At 70.9% G+C, this 24,777-nt stretch carries 23 protein-coding genes; 15 read left to right on the top strand and 8 right to left on the bottom strand.

Features of this window, described 5'->3' with window-relative positions:
- Positions 1-2 precede the first annotated feature (2 nt).
- Positions 3-1,127 (bottom strand): DUF1214 domain-containing protein, encoded by a 1,125-nt coding sequence (locus SHK19_RS17350; protein ID WP_322936987.1) that lies wholly within the window; start codon positions 1,125-1,127, stop codon positions 3-5.
- Positions 1,124-1,711, bottom strand: coding sequence for a TetR/AcrR family transcriptional regulator (locus tag SHK19_RS17345; protein WP_322456320.1), 588 nt, complete (start codon positions 1,709-1,711; stop codon positions 1,124-1,126). The genes SHK19_RS17350 and SHK19_RS17345 overlap by 4 nt, the downstream gene beginning before the upstream one ends.
- Positions 1,712-1,753: 42 nt before the next feature.
- Between SHK19_RS17345 and SHK19_RS17340 the strand changes: the two genes are divergently transcribed.
- The 4 genes from SHK19_RS17340 (at position 1,754) to SHK19_RS17325 (ending at position 7,015) form a co-directional block, all read left to right on the top strand.
- On the top strand, positions 1,754-3,043 hold the full coding sequence (locus SHK19_RS17340) for a sulfotransferase family protein (protein ID WP_322936986.1): 1,290 nt from the start codon (positions 1,754-1,756) through the stop codon (positions 3,041-3,043).
- A 70-nt stretch (positions 3,044-3,113) separates the two neighbouring features.
- Positions 3,114-4,268, top strand: coding sequence for a phosphotransferase family protein (locus SHK19_RS17335; RefSeq protein ID WP_322936985.1), 1,155 nt, complete (start codon positions 3,114-3,116; stop codon positions 4,266-4,268).
- Positions 4,269-4,339: 71 nt separating this feature from the next.
- Entirely contained in the window at positions 4,340-5,488 is a 1,149-nt protein-coding gene (locus tag SHK19_RS17330; protein WP_322936984.1) for a hypothetical protein, read from the top strand.
- Positions 5,489-5,560: 72 nt separating this feature from the next.
- Positions 5,561-7,015 carry an aldehyde dehydrogenase gene (locus SHK19_RS17325; RefSeq protein ID WP_322936983.1) on the top strand — a complete coding sequence of 485 codons (1,455 nt, stop codon included), beginning with the start codon at positions 5,561-5,563 and terminating at the stop codon, positions 7,013-7,015.
- 5 nt (positions 7,016-7,020) lie between these two features.
- On the opposite strand, the gene SHK19_RS17320 is transcribed toward SHK19_RS17325, so the two are convergent.
- Entirely contained in the window at positions 7,021-7,602 is a 582-nt protein-coding gene (locus tag SHK19_RS17320; RefSeq protein ID WP_322456325.1) for a hypothetical protein, read from the bottom strand.
- Positions 7,603-7,673: 71 nt separating this feature from the next.
- Here SHK19_RS17320 and SHK19_RS17315 point away from each other — a divergent pair, with 71 nt between their 5' ends.
- From SHK19_RS17315 to SHK19_RS17295, 5 genes are all read left to right on the top strand, one after another.
- Positions 7,674-9,089 (top strand): metallophosphoesterase, encoded by a 1,416-nt coding sequence (locus SHK19_RS17315; protein WP_322456326.1) that lies wholly within the window; start codon positions 7,674-7,676, stop codon positions 9,087-9,089.
- 99 nt (positions 9,090-9,188) lie between these two features.
- The gene (locus SHK19_RS17310) at positions 9,189-10,823 is read left to right on the top strand and encodes a succinic semialdehyde dehydrogenase (protein WP_322456327.1); all 1,635 of its coding nucleotides are present in this window, start codon (positions 9,189-9,191) and stop codon (positions 10,821-10,823) included.
- 2 nt (positions 10,824-10,825) lie between these two features.
- Positions 10,826-12,541 carry a GMC family oxidoreductase gene (locus SHK19_RS17305; protein WP_322936981.1) on the top strand — a complete coding sequence of 572 codons (1,716 nt, stop codon included), beginning with the start codon at positions 10,826-10,828 and terminating at the stop codon, positions 12,539-12,541.
- 374 nt (positions 12,542-12,915) lie between these two features.
- Entirely contained in the window at positions 12,916-14,499 is a 1,584-nt protein-coding gene (guaA, locus tag SHK19_RS17300; protein ID WP_322936980.1) for a glutamine-hydrolyzing GMP synthase, read from the top strand.
- Entirely contained in the window at positions 14,490-15,257 is a 768-nt protein-coding gene (locus tag SHK19_RS17295) for a helical backbone metal receptor (protein WP_322936979.1), read from the top strand. The genes guaA and SHK19_RS17295 overlap by 10 nt, the downstream gene beginning before the upstream one ends.
- 16 nt (positions 15,258-15,273) lie before the next feature.
- On the opposite strand, the gene SHK19_RS17290 is transcribed toward SHK19_RS17295, so the two are convergent.
- Positions 15,274-15,723, bottom strand: coding sequence for a MarR family winged helix-turn-helix transcriptional regulator (locus SHK19_RS17290; RefSeq protein WP_322936978.1), 450 nt, complete (start codon positions 15,721-15,723; stop codon positions 15,274-15,276).
- A 50-nt stretch (positions 15,724-15,773) separates the two neighbouring features.
- Here SHK19_RS17290 and SHK19_RS17285 point away from each other — a divergent pair, with 50 nt between their 5' ends.
- A complete protein-coding gene (locus SHK19_RS17285) occupies positions 15,774-16,190 on the top strand; it encodes an organic hydroperoxide resistance protein (RefSeq protein WP_322456332.1) in 417 nt (138 codons plus the stop codon).
- A gap of 111 nt (positions 16,191-16,301) precedes the next feature.
- On the top strand, positions 16,302-17,366 hold the full coding sequence (locus tag SHK19_RS17280; protein ID WP_322936977.1) for a mechanosensitive ion channel family protein: 1,065 nt from the start codon (positions 16,302-16,304) through the stop codon (positions 17,364-17,366).
- On the opposite strand, the gene SHK19_RS17275 is transcribed toward SHK19_RS17280, so the two are convergent.
- The gene (locus SHK19_RS17275; RefSeq protein WP_322936976.1) at positions 17,359-18,717 is read right to left on the bottom strand and encodes an FAD-dependent oxidoreductase; all 1,359 of its coding nucleotides are present in this window, start codon (positions 18,715-18,717) and stop codon (positions 17,359-17,361) included. The genes SHK19_RS17280 and SHK19_RS17275 overlap by 8 nt on opposite strands.
- A 77-nt stretch (positions 18,718-18,794) precedes the next feature.
- Here SHK19_RS17275 and SHK19_RS17270 point away from each other — a divergent pair, with 77 nt between their 5' ends.
- The 3 genes from SHK19_RS17270 (at position 18,795) to SHK19_RS17260 (ending at position 22,020) form a co-directional block, all read left to right on the top strand.
- The gene (locus SHK19_RS17270) at positions 18,795-19,736 is read left to right on the top strand and encodes a LysR family transcriptional regulator (protein ID WP_322456335.1); all 942 of its coding nucleotides are present in this window, start codon (positions 18,795-18,797) and stop codon (positions 19,734-19,736) included.
- 24 nt (positions 19,737-19,760) lie between these two features.
- Positions 19,761-20,645 carry a DUF1295 domain-containing protein gene (locus tag SHK19_RS17265; protein ID WP_322456336.1) on the top strand — a complete coding sequence of 295 codons (885 nt, stop codon included), beginning with the start codon at positions 19,761-19,763 and terminating at the stop codon, positions 20,643-20,645.
- Between the two features lie 121 nt (positions 20,646-20,766).
- Entirely contained in the window at positions 20,767-22,020 is a 1,254-nt protein-coding gene (locus SHK19_RS17260; protein WP_322456337.1) for an endonuclease/exonuclease/phosphatase family protein, read from the top strand.
- Here SHK19_RS17260 and SHK19_RS17255 read toward each other — a convergent pair.
- Positions 22,013-22,159 (bottom strand): GPGG-motif small membrane protein, encoded by a 147-nt coding sequence (locus tag SHK19_RS17255; RefSeq protein WP_322456338.1) that lies wholly within the window; start codon positions 22,157-22,159, stop codon positions 22,013-22,015. The two genes, SHK19_RS17260 and SHK19_RS17255, sit on opposite strands and share 8 nt — an antisense overlap.
- Before the next feature lie 113 nt (positions 22,160-22,272).
- A complete protein-coding gene (locus SHK19_RS17250) occupies positions 22,273-22,743 on the bottom strand; it encodes a DUF5709 domain-containing protein (RefSeq protein ID WP_322456339.1) in 471 nt (156 codons plus the stop codon).
- A gap of 86 nt (positions 22,744-22,829) precedes the next feature.
- On the opposite strand from SHK19_RS17250, the gene SHK19_RS17245 reads away from it, so the two are divergent.
- Complete coding sequence (locus SHK19_RS17245; RefSeq protein ID WP_322936975.1) at positions 22,830-23,444, top strand: DUF4126 domain-containing protein; 615 nt, start codon at positions 22,830-22,832, stop codon at positions 23,442-23,444.
- 41 nt (positions 23,445-23,485) lie between these two features.
- On the opposite strand, the gene SHK19_RS17240 is transcribed toward SHK19_RS17245, so the two are convergent.
- Positions 23,486-24,673, bottom strand: a complete 1,188-nt coding sequence (locus SHK19_RS17240) for an ROK family transcriptional regulator (RefSeq protein WP_322456341.1) — start codon at positions 24,671-24,673, stop codon at positions 23,486-23,488.
- Positions 24,674-24,777: the final 104 nt, after the last annotated feature.

Raw genomic sequence — 24,777 nt, 5'->3', positions numbered from 1 at the left:
GATCACCTGACCGCGGTCGGAGCCTCGGCTGCCTTCACGAGCCTCACGTCCGGCTTCGTGGGTACGTCGTCGACGAGGAACCAGCGGAAGGCCAGGTTGCCGCGCGGGTAGTCCACGGTCGAGATCGCGTTGGGGTGGCCGAGCCGGCGGCGCGCGACGACGAGGGTGATCGTCCCGTCGGCGTTGGGAACCGCCTGGGTGCCGTTGATCGAGCAGCGGTCGTCGTCCGCGTTGTGGGTGGCCATGAACTGGTTCCAGACCACGAAGTTCCAGAACCGGCAGGCCGGCGGTCGGTGGGTGATGACCAGGGCCTCGTCGTCGTCGAGGACGAAGCTCCCGAACGCGTACGACGCGTCGCGTGCGGACCAGCCGAAGTTGGCGTCCCCCACCTGGTACGGGTCGCCGAAGTCGTTGGCGAGCTGGGTGATCTCGTGCCCGATCGTGTGCTCGGCGTCGCTGCGCACCCCGACGGTGAGCGGGATGATCGCGAACATCGTCCGCAGCCAGGCCGAGCTGGCGCGGAGGGCGGCGGCGGTCTCGGTGGATCCGTGCCGGATCGGCTCGGGCTCGTCGTACGCCTCGATCTGCCAGTCGATCCGGCGCCCGGTGAGCGGGTCGGCCTGGTAGTCGCGGGTGAGCAGCACGGCCGCGTCCGGGAGCGGGCCGAGGTCGAAGGTGAACCCGCCGTCGTCGTCGTAGTCGAGATCGGTGTCGCGGACGATCGCGACGACCTGGTCCGACCAGGTGCCGGGCGCGGGTTCGTTGTAGGCAGTGACGGAGAAGTAGACGCTGTCGCCACGGTTGCCCCTCACCCGGTACCGCCGGGTCGGGTCGACAGGGCAGAGCGCGTAGTAGGCATCGGTGTTGTCGCCGCCCCACCGCCGGTCGCGACGGAAAGGAGTGTTGACGTCGACGAACTGCGGTCGGCCCGGGTCGGGGAACAGGTAGGTGTCGAGAGCGACGCCGAGGGTCGTGAGGATCTGGCGGTAGCCGTCGGCGACGTGCCGGTCGTCGGTCACCGCGCGGTCGCCTTCGAGGAAGGCGCAGTCGAGGTCGCGCAGCGTGTCGAGCAGCTCCCGGAAGGCCGCCTTCGCCTCGGTGGGCTCGTCCTCGGCAGCATCGTTCACGGTCGGACTCCTTCCAGGAGGATGGTGGTGACGCGGTCGGCCCAGGCGTCGTCGAGGGTCTCCGGCCCGAGGAGGACACCGATCAGCGCGGCGCCGATCATCAGCCGCAGCAGGTCCTCCGAGCGCGCGTCCGGGCGCACCTCGCCCTCGTCCGCGGCCGTGCGCAGCCGGTCGTCGATCGCGTCGAAGACACCGGCGAACCGGGCGAGCAGCGCGTTGTGCAGGGCCGGGTGCGTCGAGAACTCCGCCAGCAGCCCGGGGAGCGCCGCGGCCGCGACCGGCGTGGTGAAGGCGTCGCGGGTGCCGGTGACGATCCCGAGCAGGTCGGCGCGGAGATCCGGCCCGAGATGCCAGTCCTTGAGCAGCTCGTCGGGGAAGGCGGCCTCGTAGACCAGGTGGGGGAGCGACGGCCACCGGCGGTAGAGCGCCGCCTTCGTCGTACCCGCGCGTCCCGCGACGGCGGCAACGGTGAGGCGGGCGTAGCCCACCTCGACCAGCAGGTCGCGAGTCGCGGCGAGCGCCGCCTGCTCGATCCGCGGGTCCCGCGGCCGGCCGGCGCCTCGCTCGGATGCCTGGTTCGTCATCGCCCTTCCCCTATTTCGAGACCGAGGGTATCGTAATCCGTCATGCAGGAACAGGCCACGGACCGCGCCGGCGCAGCCGTCGTCCTCGACGACCTGGCGGAGCCGCGGTTCGGCCGCGAGGCCCAGGAGCTGCTCGGGTCGGTCGAGTCGATCGCAGAGCTCTGCCCTCTCGACGCCGGTGCTCTGCACGCCCAGGCCTCCGCCGAGCTCGGCCTCGACGACTTCGGCCCGCGCGACTACCTGGAGCGGATGGACCTCCTGCTCGAGTGCTACCGCTCGTTGCCGGGGCTGTCCCCGGCGGGGCAGGTGAACCTCTACCTGCAGTTCCTCCAGCTGCTCAAGAACCGGCTGCTCCTCGCCGACCTGCTGCGGCGCGAGCCGACGGTGCTGGAGACGGAGCTGGTGCCGCCGGTGATCATCGCCGGCCTGCCGCGCACCGGCACCACGCACCTGCAGCAGCTGCTCGCGGCGACCGGCCTGTTCCGCACCCTGCCCTACTGGGAGAGCCTCGAGCCGTTCCCGCTGCCGACCGAGCGCGGTGCCGAACCCGATCCGCGCATCGCGCGGACGGCGGTGGCGATGGACGCGATGCACACAGCACTGCCGCACTTCATCCTCATGCACGAGATGGACGGACCCGAGCACGTGCACGAGGAGATCGCGCTGCTGGCCAACGACTTCTCGACGATGTACTTCGAGACGCTGACCGACGTGCCGGGGTGGGTCGACCACTACCTCTCGCACAACCAGGCGCCGCACTACGCCTACCTGCGGGTCCAGCTCCAAGCGCTACAACACATGGAAGGCAGCAGCCTGCGCGGCGGTCGCCGGTGGCTGCTGAAGTCGCCCCAGCACCTCGAGCAGCTGCCCGTCGTCGCGGAGGTGTTCCCGGAGGCCACGGTCGTGATCACCCACCGCGACCCGGCCCACGTGGTGACCTCGCTCGCGACGATGGTCGCCTACACGGAGCGGATGTTCCGCGCGGCGCCGCTCGACCCGCCCGCAACGGGCAGGCGCTGGGCCGACCGACTCGGAGTCATGCTCGACGCGTTGCTGCGCGACCGTGACGTGCTCGGTCCGGACACCTCGATGGACCTGCCCTTCGACACCTTCATGGCCGACCAGGAAGGCGCGCTCGAGCGGGTGCTCGCGTTGGCGGGGGAGCGGTTCACCCCATCGGCGCGTGCCGGCGCCGTCGAGTACCTGGCGAGCCACGCACGCGGACACCTCGGCCGCATCGACTACCGGCCCGAGGGCGTCGGCCTCGATCCGGACGAGCTTGCCGAGCGGTTCGCGCCGTACTCCGAGCGCTTTCTCGCGGGCGCTGGTTGAGAAGCCTTAGAACGTGTTCTAGTTTGTACGACGCGGCCTCGGTCGCGCTGATCCCCCGGAGGAACCGCACATGACGCAGGCACCACCGCCCGCCGACATGACCCTGCAGCGCTCCAGCCGCGACGCGGCGACGGTGCGCGCCCGGCTGGAGGAGTGGCTCGCCGGCACCCTGCCGCCCGGGAGCGATCCCGAGGTCACCCTGCACCAGGGCATCCAGACCAACGGCATGTCCAGCGAGACGGTGCTGCTGGCGATCACGGCGACCGAGGGCGGCGCTCGCGCGACCAAGGAGTACGTCGCCCGGGTCGCCCCGGCCGCCGAGGACGTGCCGGTGTTCCCGGCGTACCGCCTCCAGGACCAGTACGACGCGATGCGGCTCGCCGGGGAGCTCTCCGGCATCCCGGTGCCGCCGGTGGGCCTGATCGAGCCGACCGGGGAGGTGCTCGGCACCCCCTTCTTCCTGATGGACCGGCTCGACGGCGCCGTGCCGCCGGACGTGATGCCGTACCCGTTCGGCGACAACTGGCTCTACGACGCCGCGCCCGACCAGCAGGCGGTCCTGCAGCGCTCCACCATCGAGGTCCTGGCGAAGCTGCACGGGATCCCGGACGCCGCCGGGCGGTTCGGGTTCCTCGACCCCGCGGTGACCGGGCACGACGGTCCGACGCCGCTCGCCCGCAACCTGGCGAAGACCCGCGCCTGGTACGACTACGCCGTCGCTGCCGCGGAGGGCAGCCCGCGCTCGCCCCTCATCGAGCGGGCGCTCGCCTGGCTGGAGGCCAATCTCCCCGATGAGGACACGGCGGGCGAGGCGGTGCTGGTCTGGGGCGACTCGCGGATCGGCAACGTGATGTACCGCGACTTCGAACCCGTCGCCGTGCTCGACTGGGAGATGGCAACGCTCGGGCCGCGGGAGCTGGACCTGGCCTGGCTCGTGTTCGCCCATGCCGTCTTCCAGGAGATCGCGACCGCGTTCGAGCTGCCCGGGATGCCGGAGTTCCTCAGGGCCGACGACGTGGTGGCGACGTACCAGGAGCTGTCGGGCGTCCAGGTCGGGGACCTCACTTGGTACCAGATCCACGCCGGAGTGATCTGGGGCGTCGTCTTCCTCCGCACCAGCGCCCGGCAGATCCACTTCGGTGAGATCGAGCGACCGGACGACCCCGAGGCCGTGATGCACCACCGCCCGCTCTTCGAGCGGCTGCTGGACGAGGTAAGAGCATGAACACCCCACCAGATTCTTCGCTTCCCCCGCTTCGCTCCTCCAGCGAACAATCTGGCGGGGACCCCAAGAACGTGAGCCTCCACGACGAGTACGTCGGGCTCGGCCCGCTCGACGAGTACCCCATCCACCAGCTGCCACGACCCGTCGCGTGGGCCGGGAGCAGCGACCGCAACTTCTACGACCGCTGCTACCTCAACGCGCACGACCGCACCGGCGACCTGTTCCTCATCACCGGCCTCGGGTTCTACCCGAACCTCGGCACCAAGGACGCCTTCGTGCTGCTGCGTCGCGGCGACGAGCAGACCGCCGTCCACCTGAGCGACGCCGCCGACCCGCGCGGCGCGGACCGGATGGAGCAGCGGGTCGGCAGCTACCGGATCGAGATCGTCGAGCCGCTGCGCAAGCTGCGGGTGCTGATGGAGGAGACGGAGGGGATCGCCCTCGACCTGACGTGGGAGGGCTCGTTCGACGTCGTCCAGGAGCTCCCGCACGTGATGCGCCAGGGCTCGGGCACCATCCTCGACGCGCAGCGGTTCGCGCAGGTCGGCACCTGGGAGGGCACGATCGCCGTCGACGGCGAGGACATCGCGGTCACCCCCGACCGCTGGGTCGGCTCCCGCGACCGGTCGTGGGGCATCCGCCCGGTCGGCGAGGCCGTCCCGGCCGGCAAGCCGGCCGACCCGGCGTTCGCGGGCATGTGGTGGCTCTACGTGCCGATGCGGTTCGACGACTTCTGCGTCGTGATCATCATCCAGGAGACACCCGACGGCTTCCGCACGCTCAACGACTGCACCCGGGTCTGGAAGGACGGCCGGGTCGAGCAGCTCGGCTGGCCCCGCGTCGAGATCAGGTACGCATCAGGCACCCGGGTGCCGACCGGCGCGACCATCACCTGCCAGACCCCCGAGAGCAAGGACCTGGTGCTCGAGGTGACCTCGAAGCTCGCGGTCCCGATCCACGTCGGCGGCGGCTACGGGGGTGACTCCGACTGGACCCACGGCACGTGGAAGGGCGCCGGGTTCACCGAGCGGCTCAGCTACGACGTCAACGACCCCGAGGTCGCCGGCAGGGTGATGTTCGGCGTGATCGACCACGTCGGGCACGCCGTCGCCCACGGCCCCGGTGCCGACGGGGCAGAGGGGTGGGGCCTCTTCGAGCACGGCGCGCTCGGGCGGCACGATCCCAGCGGCTTCACCGACTGGTTCGACCTTGCACCGTAACGGCCGGTGGTCGAGTAGTCCGAGCCGCTGGGCGAGGACGTATCGAGACCCCGGCACCCTGAAAGGAACCTCATGACTCTCGACCGTGACGCACTCTTCATCGGCGGCACCTGGACGAAGCCGGCCTCCGACGCGGTGCTCGAGGTGGTGTCGCCGCACACCGAGGAGGTGGTCGCGCGGGTGCCCGACGGCAGCGCGGCGGACATCGACGCGGCGGTGGGCGCGGCGCGGAAGGCCTTCGACGGCGGCCCGTGGCCGCGGCTGTCGCCGGCGGAGCGGATCGACGTCGTACAGAACCTGTCCGGCCTGTACGCCGCGAAGCTCGGTGAGATGGCGGAGGTGATCACGACCGAGATCGGCTCGCCGATCTCGTTCAGCAACCTGGCGCAGTCGCCGGCGCCCTGGATGCAGATCGAGGCGTTCCTGACGATCGCTCGTGAGTTCCCCTGGGAGTCCACCCGCCCGGGGGCGCTCGGCGCCGACGTGATGGTGCGGCACGAGCCGGTCGGTGTCGTGGCCGCGATCCCACCGTGGAACGTCCCGCAGTTCACCGTCATGTCCAAGCTGATCCCGGCCCTGCTCGCCGGGTGCACCGTCGTCGTGAAGCCGGCTCCCGAGAGCCCGCTGGACTGCTACCTGCTCGCCGAGCTGCTGCAGGAGGCGGGCGTGCCGGAGGGCGTGGTCAGCATCGTCGCCGCCGGCCGCGAGGTCGGCGAGCACCTGGTCTCGCACCCCGGCGTCGACAAGGTGGCGTTCACCGGCTCCACCGCGGCCGGCCGCCGGATCGGCGCGATCTGTGGCGAGCAGCTCAAGCACTGCTCGCTGGAGCTCGGCGGCAAGTCCGCCGCGATCGTGCTCGACGACGCGGATCTCGCGGCGACGCTCGAAGGACTCAAGTTCATCGGCCTGATGAACTCGGGCCAGGCCTGCGTCGCGCAGACTCGGGTGCTGGTCAGCCGCGACCGCCACGACGAGGTCTCGCAGGCGCTGGCCGAGGCGGTCGCGGGGATGCAGGTCGGCGACCCGATGGACCCCGCCACGGAGATCGGCCCGATGGTCGCGCAGCGCCAGCAGGAGCGCGTCGAGAAGTACATCGCGCTCGGCCAGGAGGAGGGCGCGCAGCTCCTCACCGGCGGCTCCGGCCGGCCCGACGGGCTCGACAACGGCTGGTACGTCCGGCCGACGGTCTTCGCAGGCGTCGACAACCGGATGCGGATCGCCCAGGAGGAGATCTTCGGGCCGGTGCTGTCGGTGATCCCGTACGACGACGTCGACGACGCCGTGCGGATCGCCAACGACTCCGACTACGGACTGGCCGGCACGGTGTGGACCACCGACCAGGAGGCCGGCGTGGAGGTGGCGCGCCGGGTGCGCACCGGCACCTTCGGCGTCAACACCTACACGATGGACTTCGCCGCACCGTTCGGCGGTTACAAGGCCTCCGGGCTCGGGCGCGAGTTCGGCCCCGAGGGCCTGGCCCAGTACTCCGAGCTGAAGTCGGTCTACCTGTCCTCGCCGCCGATGTGACGGGCTCAGTCCCGCCTGACCCGTGCCGACCACTCGCTCATGCGGTAGCCCTCGGAGCCGGACACGTCCAGGTAGGCGACGTCGTCACTGGTCGGCCACCAGCGGGTGGCTGACTTGAACTTGATCCACCTCGGCAGGCTGAGGCAGCTGCGGCTGACCTCGACCACGAAGTAGTCGTCGGCGTAGTCGAGGTGCGGGTCGATGAAGCAGTTCCCGTCGCCGGTCCACCCGACGACGACCTGGCCCTCGTGCGGCTTGAACAGCGTCGCCTGACCGGTCCGACCCTCGTTGGTCCGGTAGCGGACCACGACCTCCCAGTAGCCCGCATCGCCGCGCGCCAGGCGGGCCATGTCGAGCCGGACGCGTACCTTCTCGCTCCGGTGCCGGTAGACGGTGCGGCGCAGGTCAGGTCTGCCCCAGTCCGGCCGGTGCTGGTCGGGAGTGCCGCTGTCGGCGCGGTGGTCGTGCCAGTAGTCGCGCCGGTCGTCCGGGACCACCAGGTCCTCGGCGGCCGCGAACGGCGTGACGAGCAGCGCGAGGAGAGCGGCGAGCACGGTGGCGAGCAGAGCGAGTGGTCGTCGGGCCATGGCCAAGGCTCGCACGCCGTACGTCGTGCTGGCAGGTGATCGTGGAAGTGCCCGAGGACTAGGCTGCGGCAATGGGGGAGAGCGGGGCGAGCGACCGAAGCCTTCGTCGCGAGGAGTTCGTGCACCTGGTCGACCTCTCCCACGACCGGGTGCTGATCGCGTGGGGTGCGTTCTGGTTCCGTCGGGCAGCCCATGGCGGGTGGAGCATCCTCGACGACTCCGAGCTGCGGGAGGCCGTGGGACGCCGTACGTCCATCGGGCACAGCGCCGAGCCCTTCGGTGACGCCGTGGTCGAGGTGCTGGCCGGTACCGGTGACGTAGTCGGACGAGCGGAGACGTCGACCCAGGCCTGGGCCTGGGTCGGGGACCTGACGCCCGACGCCGACTACCGCTACCGGGTCCTCGTCGACGGGCGCGAGTGGGCAGCCGGGCAGAGGTGGGACTGGATGCCCTCCGCGGCCGGCGGCTACGACCTCCAACCCGGAGGGCGCTACGACCTGCGGTTCCACACGTTCCCGTCACCCGACACCGACGCCTCGGGCGTGCGGTTCGTCGCGATGGGCGACTACGGCGTCGGGATCCGGTCCGACAGCGAGTCCAGCCGCCGCCAGCGGCGGGTGGCGGAGCTGCTGACGACCTTGGTGCGTGAGCACGAGGTCCGCTTCGTGCTCTCGCTCGGCGACAACATCTACCAGGGGGAGCAGGGCCAGGTCGACGACGAGAGCGGAGGGGAGGACGACGACTGGTACTCCAGCTTCTTCCAGCCCTACCGCTACGTGATCGCCCGGGTCCCGGTGTTCCCCGCGATCGGCAACCACGACACGAGCGACACCGAGGGCAGCGACGACCGTGAGCAGATGGAGGACAACTTCCACGTCCACGAGCGCTTCCGCGATCAGCAGGACCGGGCCTCGGTGGGTCCCGGTCTGTTCTACCGCTTCGGCTACGGCCGCAACCTGGAGCTGATCTGCATCGACACGTCGCAGGACGAGGAGGACGCCGAGCACCACCGGTACTTCCAGGTGCCGGACCACCGGGACTGGCTCGAACAGGCGCTGGCCTCGGGTGATCCGACCTGGCGGATCCCGTTCTCCCACCACCCGGTCTACTGCGCGGGACCGCTGCACGAGAACGACCAGGAGATGCTGGAGGCGCTCGAGCCGTTGTTCGAGCAAGGTGGGGTCCGCCTCGTCCTGGCGGGGCACGAGCACAACTTCCAGGTCTCCGAGGTGGACGGTCGCACCTATGTCGTCTCCGGTGCCGGAGGGAAGGTCCGCGAGGAGATCCCGGAGGGCTTCGACGCGGCCCACACGACGGCCTGGGCCGCGCAGGCGCACCTGATGCTCGTCGAGATCGACGACGCGGAGGCGCGGCTGACCCCGCTGTCCGGTCTGCTTCCCGACGGCTCACCGCACCTGATGACCGCGCTCACCCAGCAGAACGACGTCGTCCGGCCGCCCATCGTGGTCCGACGCGACGGCTCCTGAGCGCGCACTTCCGGCCTTGACACAGGATCTGGATGTGTAAAGCAGCACATTGGCTACCGATCGGTAGCCGGGAGTGATCGCACTCACTACCCTCGTCGTATGAACGCTTCGAACCCCGGCCACCCCGAAGGCGTCGGCGGCGGGCCCCTCGTGGACGGTCCGCACGACCCCGAGCACGACCCGCGGGCGTCGTACGTCCTCGAGCCGGAGTACGTCGCGAGCCTCACCGAGCGCGTCGTCGCGACCACCGGCACGACCGTCCAGGTGACCTCGCCGCTCGACGGCGCCCCGCTCGCGCACATCCCGCAGTCGAGTGCCGACGACGTGGCCGAGGCCTACCGACGGGCCCGCATCGCGCAGGCCGCCTGGGCACGTACGCCGGTCGCGGAACGCGCCGCCAAGCTGCTGCGCCTGCACGACCTGCTGCTCGACCGGATGCCGGAGCTGCTCGACATCATCACGCTCGAGAACGGCAAGGCACGCAAGCACGCGTTCGACGAGGTGGCCCACACCGCGCTCACCGCCCGCTACTACGCGCGGACCGGCGCCCAGCACCTGGCGACCGAGCGCAGGGGTGGCCTGTTCCCGGTGTTCACCCGCATCGACGTCAACCACGTGCCGAAGGGCGTCGTCGGGATCATCTCGCCCTGGAACTACCCGCTGACGATGGCGATCTCCGACGGGATCCCCGCGCTGATGGCCGGCAACGCGGTCGTGGCCAAGCCGGACGCGCAGACGATGCTGACCGCCCTGGTCGCGGTCAAGCTGCTGGACGAGGCCGGCTTCCCGCGGGACCTCTGGCAGGTCGTCGCCGGGCCGGGCCGCGAGCTCGGCGGGCCGATGATCGAACGTTCCGACTACATCTGCTTCACCGGCTCCACCGCCACCGGCAAGCTCATCGCCCAGCAGTGCGCCGAGCGGCTCATCGGGTGCTCCCTGGAGCTGGGCGGCAAGAACCCACTCCTCGTGCTCCGCGACGCCGACGTCGAGAAGGCGGCCGAGGGCGCGGTCCGGGCGAGCTTCTCCAACGCCGGTCAGCTCTGCGTCTCCGCCGAGCGGATCTTCGTCGCCGACCAGGTGTACGACCGGTTCGTCGAGCGCTTCGTCGCCCGCACCGAAGCGATGTCGCTGGGCGCCTCCCTCGACTGGGAGGTCGACATGGGGCCGCTCATCACCGCCGAGCAGCTGGAGACGGTGACCAACCACGTCGACGACGCGGTGGGCAAGGGCGCGCGCGCTCTCACCGGGGGCTCGCCGCGCCCTGACCTGGCGCCGTACTTCTTCGAGCCGACCATCCTCGAGGGGGTCACGCCCGAGATGGCCTGCTTCGGCGACGAGACGTTCGGACCGGTGGTCTCCCTCTACCGGTTCCACGACGAGTCCGACGCGGTCGCGCGGGCCAACGACGGTGAGTACGGCCTCAACGCCGCCATCTACAGCCGCGACGGCGAGCGTGCGCGCGCCATCGCCCGCCAGGTCAAGTGCGGCACGGTCAACATCAACGAGGCGTTCGGAGCCACCTTCGGCAGCGTCGCGGCTCCGATGGGCGGCATGCGCGCGTCGGGCATGGGCCGCCGGCAGGGTGTCGAGGGCATCCACCGCTACACCGAGACCCAGTCGGTCGGCACGCAGCGGGTGCTCCGCCTCTCCCCGCAGTTCGGTCTCAGCGCCGAGCGGCACGCGAAGGTCCAGACTCTCGGGCTGCGCCTGCTCAACAAGCTGGGCAGGGCCTGAGGATGGCGGAGGCGTTCGACTACGACGTTCTCATCATCGGCTCCGGATTCGGCGGGTCAGTCTCCGCTCTCCGGCTGACGGAGAAGGGCTACCGGGTCGCCGTGCTCGAGGCGGGCGCGCGGTTCGACGACAAGGACTTCGCCGCAAGCTCCTGGGACCTCAAGCGCTACCTCTTCGCGCCCGCTGCCGGCTGCTACGGCATCCAGCGGATCGACGCCGTCCGCGACTGCATGATCCTGGCCGGTGCCGGCGTCGGGGGCGGCTCCCTCGTCTACGCCAACACGCTCTACGAGCCGCTCGACGCGTTCTACCGCGACCCTGCGTGGTCGCACATCACGGACTGGAAGTCCGAGCTGGAGCCCTACTACGACCAGGCCAAGCGGATGCTCGGGGTCGTCGAGTACCCCAAGGTGACGCCTTCCGACCTGGTGATGAAGCAGGTCGCCGACGACATGGGTGCGGGCGACACGTTTCACCCGACCCCGGTCGGCGTCTTCTTCGGCGGGCCCGGCCAGGAGCCGGGCGCGCAGGTCGGTGACCCGTACTTCGGAGGCGCCGGCCCGCAGCGGAACACGTGCCTGGACTGCGGCGAGTGCATGACCGGCTGCCGCCACAACGCCAAGAACACCCTGGTCAAGAACTACCTCTACCTCGCCGAGCAGAACGGCGCCGTGGTCCACCCGCTGACCACGGTGACGCGGGTGCGGCCGCTCGAGGCGGGCGGCTACCGCGTCGACGCGCGATGGACGAAGGCGAAGCTGTCGCGCCGGTCGGCCATCAAGACGTTCACCGCGGAGCACGTGATCTTCGCAGCGGCTGCCCTCGGGACCCAGAAGCTGCTGCACAAGCTCAAGTCGACGGGAGACCTGCCGAGGATCTCCGACCGGCTCGGCGTGCTCACCCGCACCAACTCGGAGTCGCTGCTCGGAGCGATCGCACCGAAGGGCGCGCCGGCGGACTTCAGCACCGGCATCGCGATCACCTCGTCGTGGCACCCTGACGACGTCACCCACATCGAGCCGGTGCGCTACGGCAAGGGCTCCAACGCGATGGCGCTCATGCAGACCGTGCTCACCGACGGCGGCGGTCCGCTGCCGCGCTGGCAGACCTGGTTGAAGGAGCTGTGGAAGGAGAAGCGCAACGTCCTCGACCTCTACGACGTCAAGCACTGGTCGGAGCGCGTCGTCATCGCGCTGGTGATGCAGACGGTCGACAACTCGATCACCACCAGGCCGCTACGGACGCCGTTCGGCTGGTTCCTGACGTCGCGGCAGGGTCACGGCGAGCCCAACCCGACCTGGATCCCGGTCGCCAACGAGGCGGTCCGCCGGATGGCGGCGGTGATGGACGGCAAGGCCGGCGGGACGATCGGCGAGCCGTTCAACAGGCCGCTGACCGCGCACTTCATCGGTGGCTGCACCATCGGCGACAGCCCCGAGTCCGGTGTGGTGGACCCCTTCCACCGCGTCTACGGCTACGAGGGCCTGCACATCGCGGACGGGTCGACCATCTCGGCCAACCTGGGGGTGAACCCCTCGCTCACCATCACGGCGCAGGCCGAGCGGGCGATGGCCTTCTGGCCCAACAAGGGCGAGGTCGACACCCGACCGGCCGCCGGCGCGTCGTACCGACGCATCCAGCCGGTGGCCCCGAAGCAGCCCGTCGTGCCCGACGAGGCCCCCGGAGCGCTCCGGCTGCCCATCGTCGGCGTCTCCTGAGCACGAATATTCGTTCGAAACTCCTTCAGATGGGGTCGTGAACGGGCGTAACCCGCCCCGAATGCCGTCGTTGATCGAACGAGCCCGGAGATTCACGCTCCCTCCCGAAAGTCCGGGCTCGGTCCAGGCACTGTCCAGCAGTTGTTTGGACGATCAGGGCCCGACCACCCTCCCTCCCCGGTCGGGCCCTGGTGCTTTTTCACGTCCCTCCGGCTGAGCCTGCGAAGCCGGAGACCCAGGACGGGAGGTCGAGTAGGCCCGCTGGTGCGAGCCTGCGAGCACCAGCGACGGCCGTATCGAGACCGGGCAACCCGCGTCGAGCACGACAGGAACGCCGTGCCGGACCAGCCCGCGCCGGTCGATAGGATCCGGTCATGACGGCGCCTGATCCCTCGCAACAGCACGACCTGGTCCTGGTGGTCGACTTCGGGGCGCAGTACGCCCAGCTGATCGCGCGGCGGGTGCGGGAGGCGCGGGTCTACTCCGAGATCGTGCCGCACTCGATGCCGGTGGCCGAGATGATGGCGATGGGGCCGAAGGCGATCATCCTGTCCGGCGGGCCGTCCTCGGTCTACGCGGAGGGTGCGCCCGGGCTCGACCCGGCGATCTTCGAGGCGGGTACGGCGGTCTTCGGCATGTGCTACGGCTTCCAGCTGATGGCGCAGGGGCTGGGCGGCACGGTCGCCGAGACCGGCGCGCGGGAGTACGGCCGGACCCGGGTCCACGTCGGCCACGCCGGCACCCTGCTCGGAGGTGTCCCGACCGAGCACAACGTCTGGATGTCGCACGGCGACTCGGTGACCGCCGCGCCCGACGGCTTCGAGGTGCTCGCGTCGACCGCGGGCACGCCGGTCGCGGCGTTCGAGAACGTCGACCGCGGCCTGGCCGGGGTCCAGTGGCACCCCGAGGTGCTGCACACCGAGCACGGCCAGAAGGTCCTCGAGCACTTCCTCTGGGACATCGCCGGCTGCCGCCAGACCTGGACCATCGGCAACATCGCCGAGGAGCAGATCGAGCGGATCCGCGCCCAGATCGGCACCGACGGCCGGGCGATCTGTGGCCTGTCCGGGGGCGTCGACTCGGCTGTGGCGGCCGCGATCGTGCAGAAGGCGATCGGCGACCGGCTCACCTGCGTCTACGTCGACCACGGCCTGATGCGGAAGGGCGAGACCGAGCAGATCGAGCGCGACTTCGTGGCCGCGACCGGCACCAAGCTGGTCGTCGTAGACGCGGAGAAGCAGTTCCTCGAGGCGCTCGCCGGGGTCAGCGACCCTGAGACCAAACGCAAGATCATCGGCCGCGAGTTCATCCGCACGTTCGAGGCGGCCGAGGTGGACATCATCAAGAGCTCGCCCGCGGGCAGCACGGTGAAGTTCCTCGTCCAGGGCACGCTCTACCCCGACGTGGTCGAGTCCGGCGGCGGCACGGGCACCTCCAACATCAAGTCCCACCACAACGTCGGCGGCCTTCCCGACGACCTCGAGTTCGAGCTGGTCGAGCCGCTGCGCACGCTGTTCAAGGACGAGGTGCGGCTGGTCGGCGAGCAGCTCGGCCTCCCGCCCGAGCTCGTCTGGCGGCATCCGTTCCCCGGCCCCGGCCTCGGCATCCGCATCATCGGCGAGGTCACCCGCGAGCGGCTCGACATCCTCCGCGAGGCCGACGCGATCGCACGGGCGGAGCTCACCGCGGCCGGCCTCGATCGCGACATCTGGCAGTTCCCCGTCGTGCTCCTCGCCGACGTGCGCTCCGTCGGCGTCCAGGGCGACGGCCGCACCTACGGCCACCCCGTCGTGCTGCGGCCGGTCACGTCCGAGGACGCGATGACGGCCGACTGGGCACGGGTGCCGTACGACGTGCTCGAGCGGATCTCGACCCGGATCACCAACGAGGTCCGCGAGATCAACCGCGTCACCGTCGACATCACCTCGAAGCCGCCGGGCACCATCGAGTGGGAGTAGATCCGGCCCGGGGGAGGGCGGACGACCTCGGCGCGCCGTACGACGGGCCGCGGCCAGCGACGCGGGTGGTGTCGCTCGTGCCGTCGATCACCGAGGCGCTCGCCGCCGACCGGAGGGAAGCACTGGTCGGCGCGACCGACTGGTGCACGCACCCCGCTGATCTCGACGTCCCCCGTGTCCGCGGCACGAAGAACCCGGATCTTCGCGCGATCCGGGCACTGGAGCCCGACCTCGTCGTCGCGAACAAGGAGGAGAACCGCGAGCTCGACGTGCGGCGACTGCGCGATGCGGGCGTGCGGGTGTGGGTGACCGACATCGAGAGCGTGCCCCAGGCGCTGGACTCGCTCGACCGTCTGTACGACGAGGGCCTCGGCTGGCCGCGGCCGGAGTGGCTGGGCCGGGCCCGCGCGCTCTGGGGCGGTCCGATGCCCGACGTACGCCGCCGTGTCGCCGCAGCCATCTGGCGAGACCCGTGGATGGTCGTCGGTGCACGCACGTACACCGGCGACCTGCTGCGGCGGCTCGGCTGGGAGAACGCGTTCGCCGACAGCGACGCCCGCTACCCGCAGGTCGAGCTCGCTGACGTCGACCGCGGCGACATCGACCTCGTGCTGCTGCCCGACGAGCCGTACGAGTTCACGGTCGACGACGGACCGGAGGCGTTCGTCCGGACCTCGACCCGCCTGGTGTCCGGACGTCTCCTCACCTGGTACGGACCGGCCATGGTGGAAGCCTGGGACAGCCTCGCCGGCGGATGAGCGGGTCCGGGACTGCTCAGGTCGCCGCGCTGGCGTCCAGACCGTCGAGCAGCTGGTCGAGGAGCCGGCGGAGCTGCTGAGCGTCCGAGGCGCCGAGGCCGGTGCCCCTCCAGGCACGCTCGGGCACGTCGGCGACCCGCTCCCGCAGGCGGTCGCCGTCAGGAGTCACGTCCACGAGCACCCGCCTCTCGTCGGCGTCGTCGCGGTGTCGCGCCACGTAGCCGGCGCTCTCGAGCCGCTTCAGGACCGGTGTCAGCGTGCCGGAGTCGAGCCGGAGCCGCGCGCCGATGTCGCCCACGGTCAGCGGCGTCCCGGCATCCCACAACGCGAGCATGGTCAGGTACTGGGGATAGGTCAGCCCGATCTCGGCCAGCAGCTCGGCATAGCGGCGGGTGACCCCGCGCGCCGCAGCGTAGAGCGGCAGGCAGAGCTGGCTGCTGAGGGCGAGCTGCGGGTGCGAGGCCATGGGTCCAGTGTAACTTGCACAAATAGATTGCACACAATATAGTCGTGCACATGGATATCTTCTACACAGCAACCGCGGTCGCCACTGGCGAGGGCCGCAACGGTCACGTCCAGTCTCCGGACGGCTTCATCGACACCGACGTCCGCGTCCCCCGCGAGCTGGGCGGCGCCGGCGGCGCGACGAACCCCGAGCAGCTGTTCGCCGCCGGGTACGCGGCGTGCTTCCACTCGGCGCTGCAGCTGGTCGCCGGCAAGGCGAAGCTGGACGTCACCGACTCCGAGGTCGTGGCGGACGTCTCGATCGGTGCGAACGGCGTCGGCGGCTTCGGCCTTGCTGTCCAGCTCGAGATCGCGCTTCCGGCCCTCGATCGTGTCGAAGCAGAGAAGCTGGTGGAGCAGGCCCACGAGGTGTGCCCCTACTCCAACGCCACCCGCGGCAACGTCGAGGTGACGCTCACGGTCGCCTGACCGTCGCGGGTCACCCTCGGGTGACTCGTCTCACCTCGAGCGGCCTGTGTTCGCGGGCATCGGTCGGGTACGGATAGAGGTTGACCGTCCTGCCCGACCCCCGAAGGAGCCATGCTCCACCTCCTCACCGAACGCCCGACCCTCGTCCTCGCCGGGACCTTTTTCGGCGCCGTCGCCGTCGCCTGGCTGAGCGGCCGCGCGATCGCCGTCGTCGCCCGGCTCGCCCGCCGCCCCTTCCTGAGACGCGTGCACGACCGGTGTCACCGGGCGTGGCTGGCGACGCTGGTGACCGTGAGCGAGCTGATCGCCATCGGGCCCGCCGGCCTCCCGGCCGACGTCGAGCAACCCGTCCGGCACGCCCTCGTCATCGCCACCATCGGCGCCGTGTCCTGGCTGGCCGCGACGACCGCCTTCCTCGTCGAGGACAGCGTCATGCACCGCGTGAAGGTCGACGTCCGGGACAACCGCCGGGCGCGCCGGGTGCGCACCCAGATGGGCATCATCCGCCGGCTCACCGCGGTCGTCGTGACCATCGTCGGCGCCGCCGCCGCGCTGATGACCTTCGACCCGATGCGGACGTACGGCGCCTCGGTGCTGGCGTCGGCCGGACTCGTCGGTGTCGTTGCCGGTCTCGCCGCCCAGACCACGCTCAGCAACGTGTTCGCCGGGCTGCAGCTCGTCTTCACCGACGCGCTGCGGTACGACGACATCGTGGTCGTCGAGGGGCAGTGGGGACGGATCGAGGAGCTCACCCTGACCTACGTCGTCGTCCACCTCTGGGACGAGCGGCGCCTGGTGCTGCCGGCGACGTACTTCACCACCACCCCGTTCGAGAACTGGACCCGGTCCGAGTCCCGGGTCATCGCGGCCCTCGAGCTCTACCTCGACCCGTCGGCACCGGTGGGCGAGCTGCGCAGGAAGACCCGGGAGCTGGTCGAGGCCAACCCGCTGTGGGACCAACGCGAGTGGGTCCTGCAGGTGACGGACGTCACCGAGCTGGCGATGGTGGTCCGGATCACCGCCTCCGCTGCCGACGCGTCGTCGGCGTGGGACCTCAAGTGCGACCTGCGCGAGCAGCTGCTCGCGTGGGTCCACGCCCAGCACCCGGGGGCGCTGCCGAGGATGCGGACGGCGGCGGCCGACGCCCGTCTCGACCGCGAGCTGGTCCTCAGCTGACCCGACCGGCCCGCAGCATCCCGGCCCGGTCGCCGACCTTGACCCGCTCCCGACCCTCCGCCACGCCGAGCGCGACCTCGTGCTGGTCCAGACGCTCCCAGTGGTCGAACGTCGCGACGTCGACGTGGCGCTCGGCGAAGTAGGCGTCGACGTCGCCCGGCTCGCGGAGCACGGCGGTCGGCCCGGCCGCCGCGGCGTCGGCGAGCAGGTTGCCGATCGTCTCCGCCGCGTCGCTCTTGGTGTGGCCGATCAGACCGACCGGCCCGCGCTTGATCCATCCGGTGACGTAGGTGCCGGCGACCGGGTCGCCGTCGAGGTCGAGCACCCGGCCGCCGTCGTTGGGGACCACGGCGGCACGGTCGTCGAACGGCAGTCCGGGCAGCGCCGTGCTGCGGTAGCCGACGGCGCGGTAGACCGCCTGGACGTCCCAGTTGGTGACCTGCCCCGTGCCTTCCACAGTGCCGTCACCCACCGGGCGGGTGCGCTCGGTGCGCAGCGTGGTCGCTCCGCCCGCGCCGCCGAGGATCTCGGTCGGCGCCTCCGCGAAGTGCAGGTGGATCCGGTGCGGCTTGCCGACCGGGTCGCGGCCGACCCAGTTGGCGAGGGTGTCGAGCACCATCTTCTGCGCCTTGTGCCTGCCGATGTGCTCCATCCCGTGGTCGTCCACGTCGAAGCCCTCGGGGTGGACGATCACCTCGACCTTGGGGGAGTGGTTGAGCTCGCGCAGCTCCATCGGGGAGAACTTCGCGTACGCCGGACCGCGCCGGGCGAACACGTGGACGTCGGTGGTGGTCTTCGCCCTGAGGCCCTCGTACACGTGGGCAGGGATGTCGGTGGTCAGCATCTCGTCGGCGGTCTTGGCCAGCACCCTGGCCACGTCGAGCGCCACGTTGCCGACGCCGACCACGGCGACCGACGGGGCGTCCAGCGGCCAGCTCTGCGGGACATCGGGGTGGGCGTCGTACCAGGAGACGAAGTCGGCGGCGCCGTGGGAGTGCTCCTCGCCGGGGATACCGAGGTCGCGGTCGGCCCTCGCTCCGGTGGCGATGACGACGGCGTCGTAGTAGGCGCGCAGGTCCTCGAGCTTGACGTCGACTCCGTACTCGACGTTGCCGAGCAGCCGCACGTCAGGCTTGGCGAGCACCCGCTGGAGCGCCTTGACGATCTCCTTGATCCGCGGGTGGTCGGGTGCGACCCCGTAACGGACCAGTCCGAACGGCGCGGGCAGCCGCTCGAGGATGTCGACCGAGACGTCGACGTCGGCCTTGGTCAGGATGTCGGCGGCGTAGATGCCGGCCGGGCCGCCGCCGACGATCGCAACGCGCAGCTTGGTCGGAGAGGTGGGGGTCATGTCCTCGATTCTGGAGACGAATCTCGCATCACAGAACGAGGTTGTGGTTGTGGCGTCACAACGTAGCCTTGTGACCTGTGTTGGGATCCCACGTGCCGGAGCTGCGCGCGCTCGAGCTGCTCGTCGTCGTGTCCCACACCGGGAGCCTGAGCGCGGCCGCCGCCGAGCTCGGCATCACCCAGCAGGCCGCTTCGTCGCGCGTGCGCACCATGGAGTCGCTGATCGGCGCGCCGCTGCTGGACCGGTCGCGGCGCGGGTCGGCACTGACTCCGACCGGTGAGCTGCTCGTGCAGTGGTCGACCGGGGTCCTCGAGGCGGCCGAGCAGCTCGACGCCGGGATCGCCGCGCTACGGGCCGATCGGCGTGGCCGGCTCAGCGTCGCCGCGAGCCTCACGATCGCGGAGCACCTCCTCCCCGGCTGGCTGGTGGCCCTTCGCGCCCGGCAGGCGCAGCTCGGGCGGACGCCGACCGAGGTCACCATGACGGCGACCAACAGCCAGCGGGTGGCCGCACTCGTGACAGCCGGTGAGGTCGACCTGGGGTTCGTCGAGGGACCCGACGCACCCGAGGACCTGCGCCACCGGCTGGTCGGGACCGACACCCTCGTCGTGGTCGTCGGGCCGGGGCACGCGTGGGCCGCACGGTCCAGCCGCCGGGTCACCGCCACGACGCTGGCCGCGACACCGCTCGTCGTACGAGAGCCCGGCTCCGGCACCCGCACCGTCCTCGAGCGGGCGCTCGAAGGGCTGCCGACAGCACCGCCCGCCCTCGAGCTGTCGAGCACCGCGGCCGTCCGGTCCGCGGTCGCGGCCGGCGCCGGTCCCGCCGCCCTCGGAGCGCACGCGATCAAGGACGACCTCACGACCGGCCGGCTGGTCCGGATCAACGTCGCCGGCCTCGACCTCACCCGTCGCCTCCACGCGGTGTGGCGGGGCGGCGCCCACCCGCCAGAAGGTCCGGCGCGCGACCTGGTCACGTGGGCGGCCGGTCAGGCGAGCGCGAGAACGTCGAAAAACTAGAACACGTTCCACTACCCTCCTCGGGTGGGCAAGGCCGAGTCGATGACGCGCGTCACCGTGGCCTACCTCCTGGCGTTCGGTGCCGCGACCGCCTGGCTGACCTGGGGGCCCGACACCGGACGGCTCTGGCTCGACGCGCTCGTCGCCGACGTCATCGCCACCGTCGTGGTCTTCGCGGCGAGCCGGTGGCACCACAACTCGAGCTTCTACGACCCCTACTGGAGCGTGCTGCCGCCGTACCTGGCGGTCTACTGGCTGATCGCGAGCGACGGCGCCGGCGACGACGTACGGACCCTGCTGGTGCTCGGCGTCGTCTTCCTGTGGGCAGTCCGGCTGACCGCCAACTGGGTGACCGGCTTCCCGGGGTTGCACCACGAGGACTGGCGCTACCCGATGCTGCGCGACCGCGCCGGCAGGCTCGAGCTGCCGGTCGACTTCTTCGCGATCCACCTGATCCCGACCTTCCAGACCTTCCTGGGCACGGTGCCGGTCTACGTCGCGGTCGCGCGGCCCGGCCGTGACCTCGGCTGGCTGGACGGCGTCGCCCTGGTCGTCGGTGTCGGGGCAGTCGCGCTCGAGCTGGTCGCCGACGGGCAGATGCGCCGGTTCGTCCGGGACCGCCGGCCGGGCGAGGCGATGGACCGCGGGCTGTGGGGCTGGTCCCGGCACCCCAACTACTTCGGCGAGATCAGCTTCTGGTTCGCGCTCGCGCTGTTCGGGATCGCCGCGTCGCCGGGCGACTGGTGGTGGCTCCTCGCCGGTACGGCGGCGATGCTCGCGATGTTCCTCGGCGCCAGCATCCCCATGATGGAGGCGCGCAGCCTGGAGCGGCGCCCGTCGTACCAGGACGTCATCGACCGGGTGCCGATGCTGGTACCCCGGCCGCCACGTCGCCGAGCGCGTTCGTGACCAGCGCACGCATCGTCCTCGCTGGGGTTCACCGAACCTTCACCGGTCGTGCCGTGGCGCTGCGGCGGAAGTCGACCTAGGGTCGGGAGGTCCGCTTCATCGTCCCGCTCGGGAGGTCGCCGTGCGCCGTACACCTGCTCTGATCGCTTCCGCCGCCGTCGCGGCTCTGACTGCCGCCACTCTGGCTCTGCCGACCTCGTCGGCGAACGCCGACTCCGACCGGGGTCAGAGCTCCAAGGAGCCCGTCCGGTTCGCGACGTTCAACGCCTCCCTCAACCGCAACGCCGCCGGCCAGCTGGTGGCCGACCTGTCGACTCCCGACAACCAGCAGGCCCGCAACGTCGCCGAGACGATCCAGCGGGTCGACCCCGACGTGGTGCTCATCAACGAGTTCGACTACGCGCCCGAGGCCGTCGACCTGTTCCGCGACAACTACCTCGAGATCGGGCAGAACGGCGCGGAGCCGATCGAGTACCCCTATGCGTTCATCGCGCCCTCCAACACCGGGATCCCCAGTGGCTTCGACCTCAACAACAACGGGCAGGTCGGCGGACCGCAGGGCACCAACGCGTACGGCGACGACTCGTTCGGGTTCGGCTGGTTCCCCGGTCAGTACGGCATGGTCGTCTACTCCAAGTACCCCATCGACGCGGATCGCGCGCGGACGTTCCAGCACTTCCTGTGGAAGGACATGCCGGGCGCGCTGCTCCCGGACGACCCGGCGACGTCGGCGCCCGCCGACTGGTACACACCGGAGGAGCAGGCGGTCTTCCGGTTGTCCTCGAAGTCGCACTGGGACCTGCCGATCAGGATCGGCAAGCGCACCGTCCACTTCCTGGTCTCGCACCCGACGCCGCCCACCTTCGACGGCGTCGAGGACCGCAACGGCCTCCGCAACCACGACGAGATCCGGTTCTGGGCCGACTACGTCGGCAATCGCAGGAGCTCGGCGTACATCTACGACGACGAGGGACGGTACGGCGGCCTCAAGCCCGGCACGCCGTTCGTGATCGCGGGTGACCAGAACGCCGATCCGCATGACGGCGACTCGGTCGACGACGCGATCCTCCAGTTGCTCGACCACCCGCGCATCGAGGCCACGGGGCCGTCGTCCGCCGGCGGTCCCGAGGCGAGTGCGATCCAGGGTGGGGCGAACCTGACCCACGAGGGTGATCCGGCTTACGACACCGCCGACTTCGCGGACACGGCGCCGGGCAACCTGCGCGTGGACTACGTGCTGCCGTCACGTCACCGGTTGCGGACCGTCGACGCCGGCGTGTTCTGGCCGACGACGACGGATCCGCTCTACCGGCTGACGGGGAGGTTCCCGTTCCCGACCTCCGACCACCGCCTGGTGTGGATCGACGTCAGGTGAACAGGCTGACTCCGCCGGGGCCGACGAGCAGCCCGACGATGATGAGCAAGATGCCCCAGAGGACCTCGCCACGGATTAGGCCGATGATTCCGGCGACGACCAGAATCACCGCGAGAATCCACAGAATGAGTGAGAACATCCTCAAATCCCTCCCTCTTCACTGACAGATCGCGCTGATCCGCCGGTGAAGGAGGTACCCGGGCGCCGGGATCGCAGACCCTCGGCGTCCGGCCGGTGCCGCTGGGACCGGTCCTACACCTCGTCGTCGGGGATGACGTGGACGGCTGCCTCCTCGGCGCTCGCTGCGGCGCCGTCGATGCCGACGTCGGTGCCGACCAGGCCGGCCTCGGTGTCCTCGTGCGCGCCCTCGTCGGGCGCCACGAGCCGGCCGGCGCGGTCGTCGCCGACCTCGTGGTCGTCGTCCTCGTCGCCGGCCAGGGCGTCCGAGCGCTCCTCCGCTTCCAGGTAGGGATCCGGCTCCGGCTCCTCCTGGGCGATCCGCATCTCGAGGGTCTCTCCCTGCGCCTCCTCGGCAGGCGTGTTGCCGAAGCCCTGGGCCGCCGAGTACTTCTCGGGAGGGGAGTAGCCGCGATCCAGGGCGTCGTCGACGTCGGGGTCGGCGAGGGTGTCCTGAGGCTGCAGCTGGTCCTCGTCGTCGACGCTGTACTCGCCGTAGCTCTCGGTCTCGGGTTGCGGGTCGGGGGTCACGTCGTCGCTGGTCATCCTGGATGGGTACCCGGGACCAGGCCCGGCAGACGGCTTGCCAGCAGGGGCTGATCCGGCGCCTCGGATCGGGCTAGCCTTCGGCCGTGGAGTCCCTTGCCCTGACCTTCTCGAGCGGGTGGGCCAGCGGCGTCAACGCCTACCTGGTCGTGCTCGTGCTCGGCATCGCCGACCGGGTCTCCGACTTCGCGCAGATCCCCGACGAGCTCGGGTCGTGGGAGGTGCTCACGGTCGCCGCCCTGATGTACGCATTCGAGTTCGTCGCCGACAAGGTGCCGTACGTCGACTCCGCGTGGGACGTGATCTCCACGGTGATCCGACCCCTGGTCGGCGGGACGATCGGCGTCCTGCTTGCCGGCGACTCGACCGAGATCAGCGGTCTGCTCGGAGGATCCGTGGGCGGAGCCAGCGCGCTCGCGTCACACGCGGTGAAGGCGGGCAGCCGGCTCGCGGTCAACACCAGTCCCGAGCCGGCCAGCAACATCGCACTCAGCATCGGGGAGGACGTCGTCGTGCTCGCCCTCGTGTGGTTCGCGATCGAGCACCCCTACATCGCCGCGGCCATCGCGGGCGTGCTGCTGCTGGTCGGTCTCGTCGTCCTGTACTTCGCGATCCGGCTGATCCGCAGCGGGTGGCGCCGGTTCAAGGCGTGGCGTCAGCGCCGCAGGGCGCGCGAGCGACCCAGGTCCGCCGCTGGTTGAGGTGCGCGGCCACCCGCGGCCGAGCCTCGAGACCAAAGGTGTCAGGCGACGAGGAGCTCGGTGCGCTCCGCGGCCAGGAGCACGGCGCCCACGAGGCTGGCCCGTTCGCCGAGCGCGCTCGCGAGCACCGGCGTCTGTGCGACCGCGTCGAGGGCATGGCGGCGAAGGCCGATCCGGGCCGGCTCGAGCAGCAGCTCACCCGCCCGCGCCATGTCACCGCCGACCACGATCACCGACGGGTTCAGCAGGTTGACGATCGTGGCAAGGCCCCAGCCCAGGTGGAGCCCGGCGTCCTCGAGCGCCCGCCGGGTGGAGACGTCGCCGTCGTCCGCGGCCCGGACGATGTCGTCGAGGCTGGCGTGCGGGTACTGGCTCGCGATCATCGCGGTCACCGCTCCGACCGACGTGTAGGCCTCGAGACAGCCGCGGCTGCCGCACCGGCACATGGGTCCCTGCTCGTCGAGGGTGAGGTGGCCGATCTCGCCGGCGGTGCCGCCCGAGCCGTGGAACAGCTTGTTGTTGATGATGATGCCGGCGCCGACGCCGGAGGAGATCTTGACGAACACCGAGCTGTCCTGGCCGCGGCCGACGCCGCAGCGGTGCTCGGCGAGCGCGCCGAGGTTGGCGTCGTTCTCGACGTCGACTGGGGCGCCGAGGACCTCGGCGGCGGCGCTGGCGGCGTCGACGTCGCGCCAGCCCGGGAAGATCGCGGGCGTGCGGATCACGTCGTCCGTCACCGGGGCCGGAAGGCCCATGCCGATGTGCCGCAGGGCGCTGCCGGTGGGCCGCATGCTGTCGATGAGCTCGGCGGCGAGCTCCAGCGCCTCCTCGTGCTCGAGTGCCGTGGCCAGGTTGCGACGCTCCTCGGCGAGGACGTGGCCGGTCAGGTCGCCGATGGCGACGGCGAGGTGGCTGTGGCCGAAGTCGACGCCGGCGACGACCCCGGCCGCGGGCGAGATGCTGACCGCGGATCCGCGGCGCCCGCTCCCGGCCTCGCTGTCGACCAGCCCGGCGGCGCTGAGCTCGCGGACGATGTTGGAGATGGTGGCGCGCGCGAGGCCGGTCTCGCGTGCCAGCTCGGCCTGGGTGAACGCCGCCGGCCGTCCCCCCGCGTCGGGATCGTGGGTGCCGGGGGCGGCCGTCCGGAGGACGTCGAGCACCCGCTGCTGGTTGGCCGTGCGCAGGGACGCAGGCGACCCCGGAGCGGAGTCACCGGGCGCGGAAGGCATGGCCGAACTGTGCACGCTGAAGGCCGTTGTGGTCAAGAGAAGATCACTAGCACGGCAATTGTTCGGTAAAGACACTTTTTGTGTTCAACTCTTGACGGCAAGAA

Origin of the sequence: Nocardioides bizhenqiangii, from assembly GCF_034661235.1 — a bacterium.
GTDB lineage: Bacteria > Actinomycetota > Actinomycetes > Propionibacteriales > Nocardioidaceae > Nocardioides > Nocardioides bizhenqiangii.
Note: the sequence above shows the minus strand (reverse complement) of the source record. Positions and strands in the feature narration are given on the sequence as shown.

What these genes read in the sequence shown, in the direction of transcription:
- SHK19_RS17345 (WP_322456320.1), bottom strand. Translation starts at nt 1,711, where the DNA reads ATGACGAACCAGGCATCCGAGCGAGGCGCCGGCCGGCCGCGGGACCCG.
- SHK19_RS17340 (WP_322936986.1), top strand. Translation starts at nt 1,754, where the DNA reads ATGCAGGAACAGGCCACGGACCGCGCCGGCGCAGCCGTCGTCCTCGAC.
- SHK19_RS17335 (WP_322936985.1), top strand. Translation starts at nt 3,114, where the DNA reads ATGACGCAGGCACCACCGCCCGCCGACATGACCCTGCAGCGCTCCAGC.
- SHK19_RS17325 (WP_322936983.1), top strand. Translation starts at nt 5,561, where the DNA reads ATGACTCTCGACCGTGACGCACTCTTCATCGGCGGCACCTGGACGAAG.
- SHK19_RS17320 (WP_322456325.1), bottom strand. Translation starts at nt 7,602, where the DNA reads ATGGCCCGACGACCACTCGCTCTGCTCGCCACCGTGCTCGCCGCTCTC.
- SHK19_RS17315 (WP_322456326.1), top strand. Translation starts at nt 7,674, where the DNA reads ATGGGGGAGAGCGGGGCGAGCGACCGAAGCCTTCGTCGCGAGGAGTTC.
- SHK19_RS17310 (WP_322456327.1), top strand. Translation starts at nt 9,189, where the DNA reads ATGAACGCTTCGAACCCCGGCCACCCCGAAGGCGTCGGCGGCGGGCCC.
- SHK19_RS17305 (WP_322936981.1), top strand. Translation starts at nt 10,826, where the DNA reads ATGGCGGAGGCGTTCGACTACGACGTTCTCATCATCGGCTCCGGATTC.
- guaA (WP_322936980.1), top strand. Translation starts at nt 12,916, where the DNA reads ATGACGGCGCCTGATCCCTCGCAACAGCACGACCTGGTCCTGGTGGTC.
- SHK19_RS17290 (WP_322936978.1), bottom strand. Translation starts at nt 15,723, where the DNA reads ATGGCCTCGCACCCGCAGCTCGCCCTCAGCAGCCAGCTCTGCCTGCCG.
- SHK19_RS17285 (WP_322456332.1), top strand. Translation starts at nt 15,774, where the DNA reads ATGGATATCTTCTACACAGCAACCGCGGTCGCCACTGGCGAGGGCCGC.
- SHK19_RS17280 (WP_322936977.1), top strand. Translation starts at nt 16,302, where the DNA reads ATGCTCCACCTCCTCACCGAACGCCCGACCCTCGTCCTCGCCGGGACC.
- SHK19_RS17275 (WP_322936976.1), bottom strand. Translation starts at nt 18,717, where the DNA reads ATGACCCCCACCTCTCCGACCAAGCTGCGCGTTGCGATCGTCGGCGGC.
- SHK19_RS17255 (WP_322456338.1), bottom strand. Translation starts at nt 22,159, where the DNA reads ATGTTCTCACTCATTCTGTGGATTCTCGCGGTGATTCTGGTCGTCGCC.
- SHK19_RS17250 (WP_322456339.1), bottom strand. Translation starts at nt 22,743, where the DNA reads ATGACCAGCGACGACGTGACCCCCGACCCGCAACCCGAGACCGAGAGC.
- SHK19_RS17240 (WP_322456341.1), bottom strand. Translation starts at nt 24,673, where the DNA reads ATGCCTTCCGCGCCCGGTGACTCCGCTCCGGGGTCGCCTGCGTCCCTG.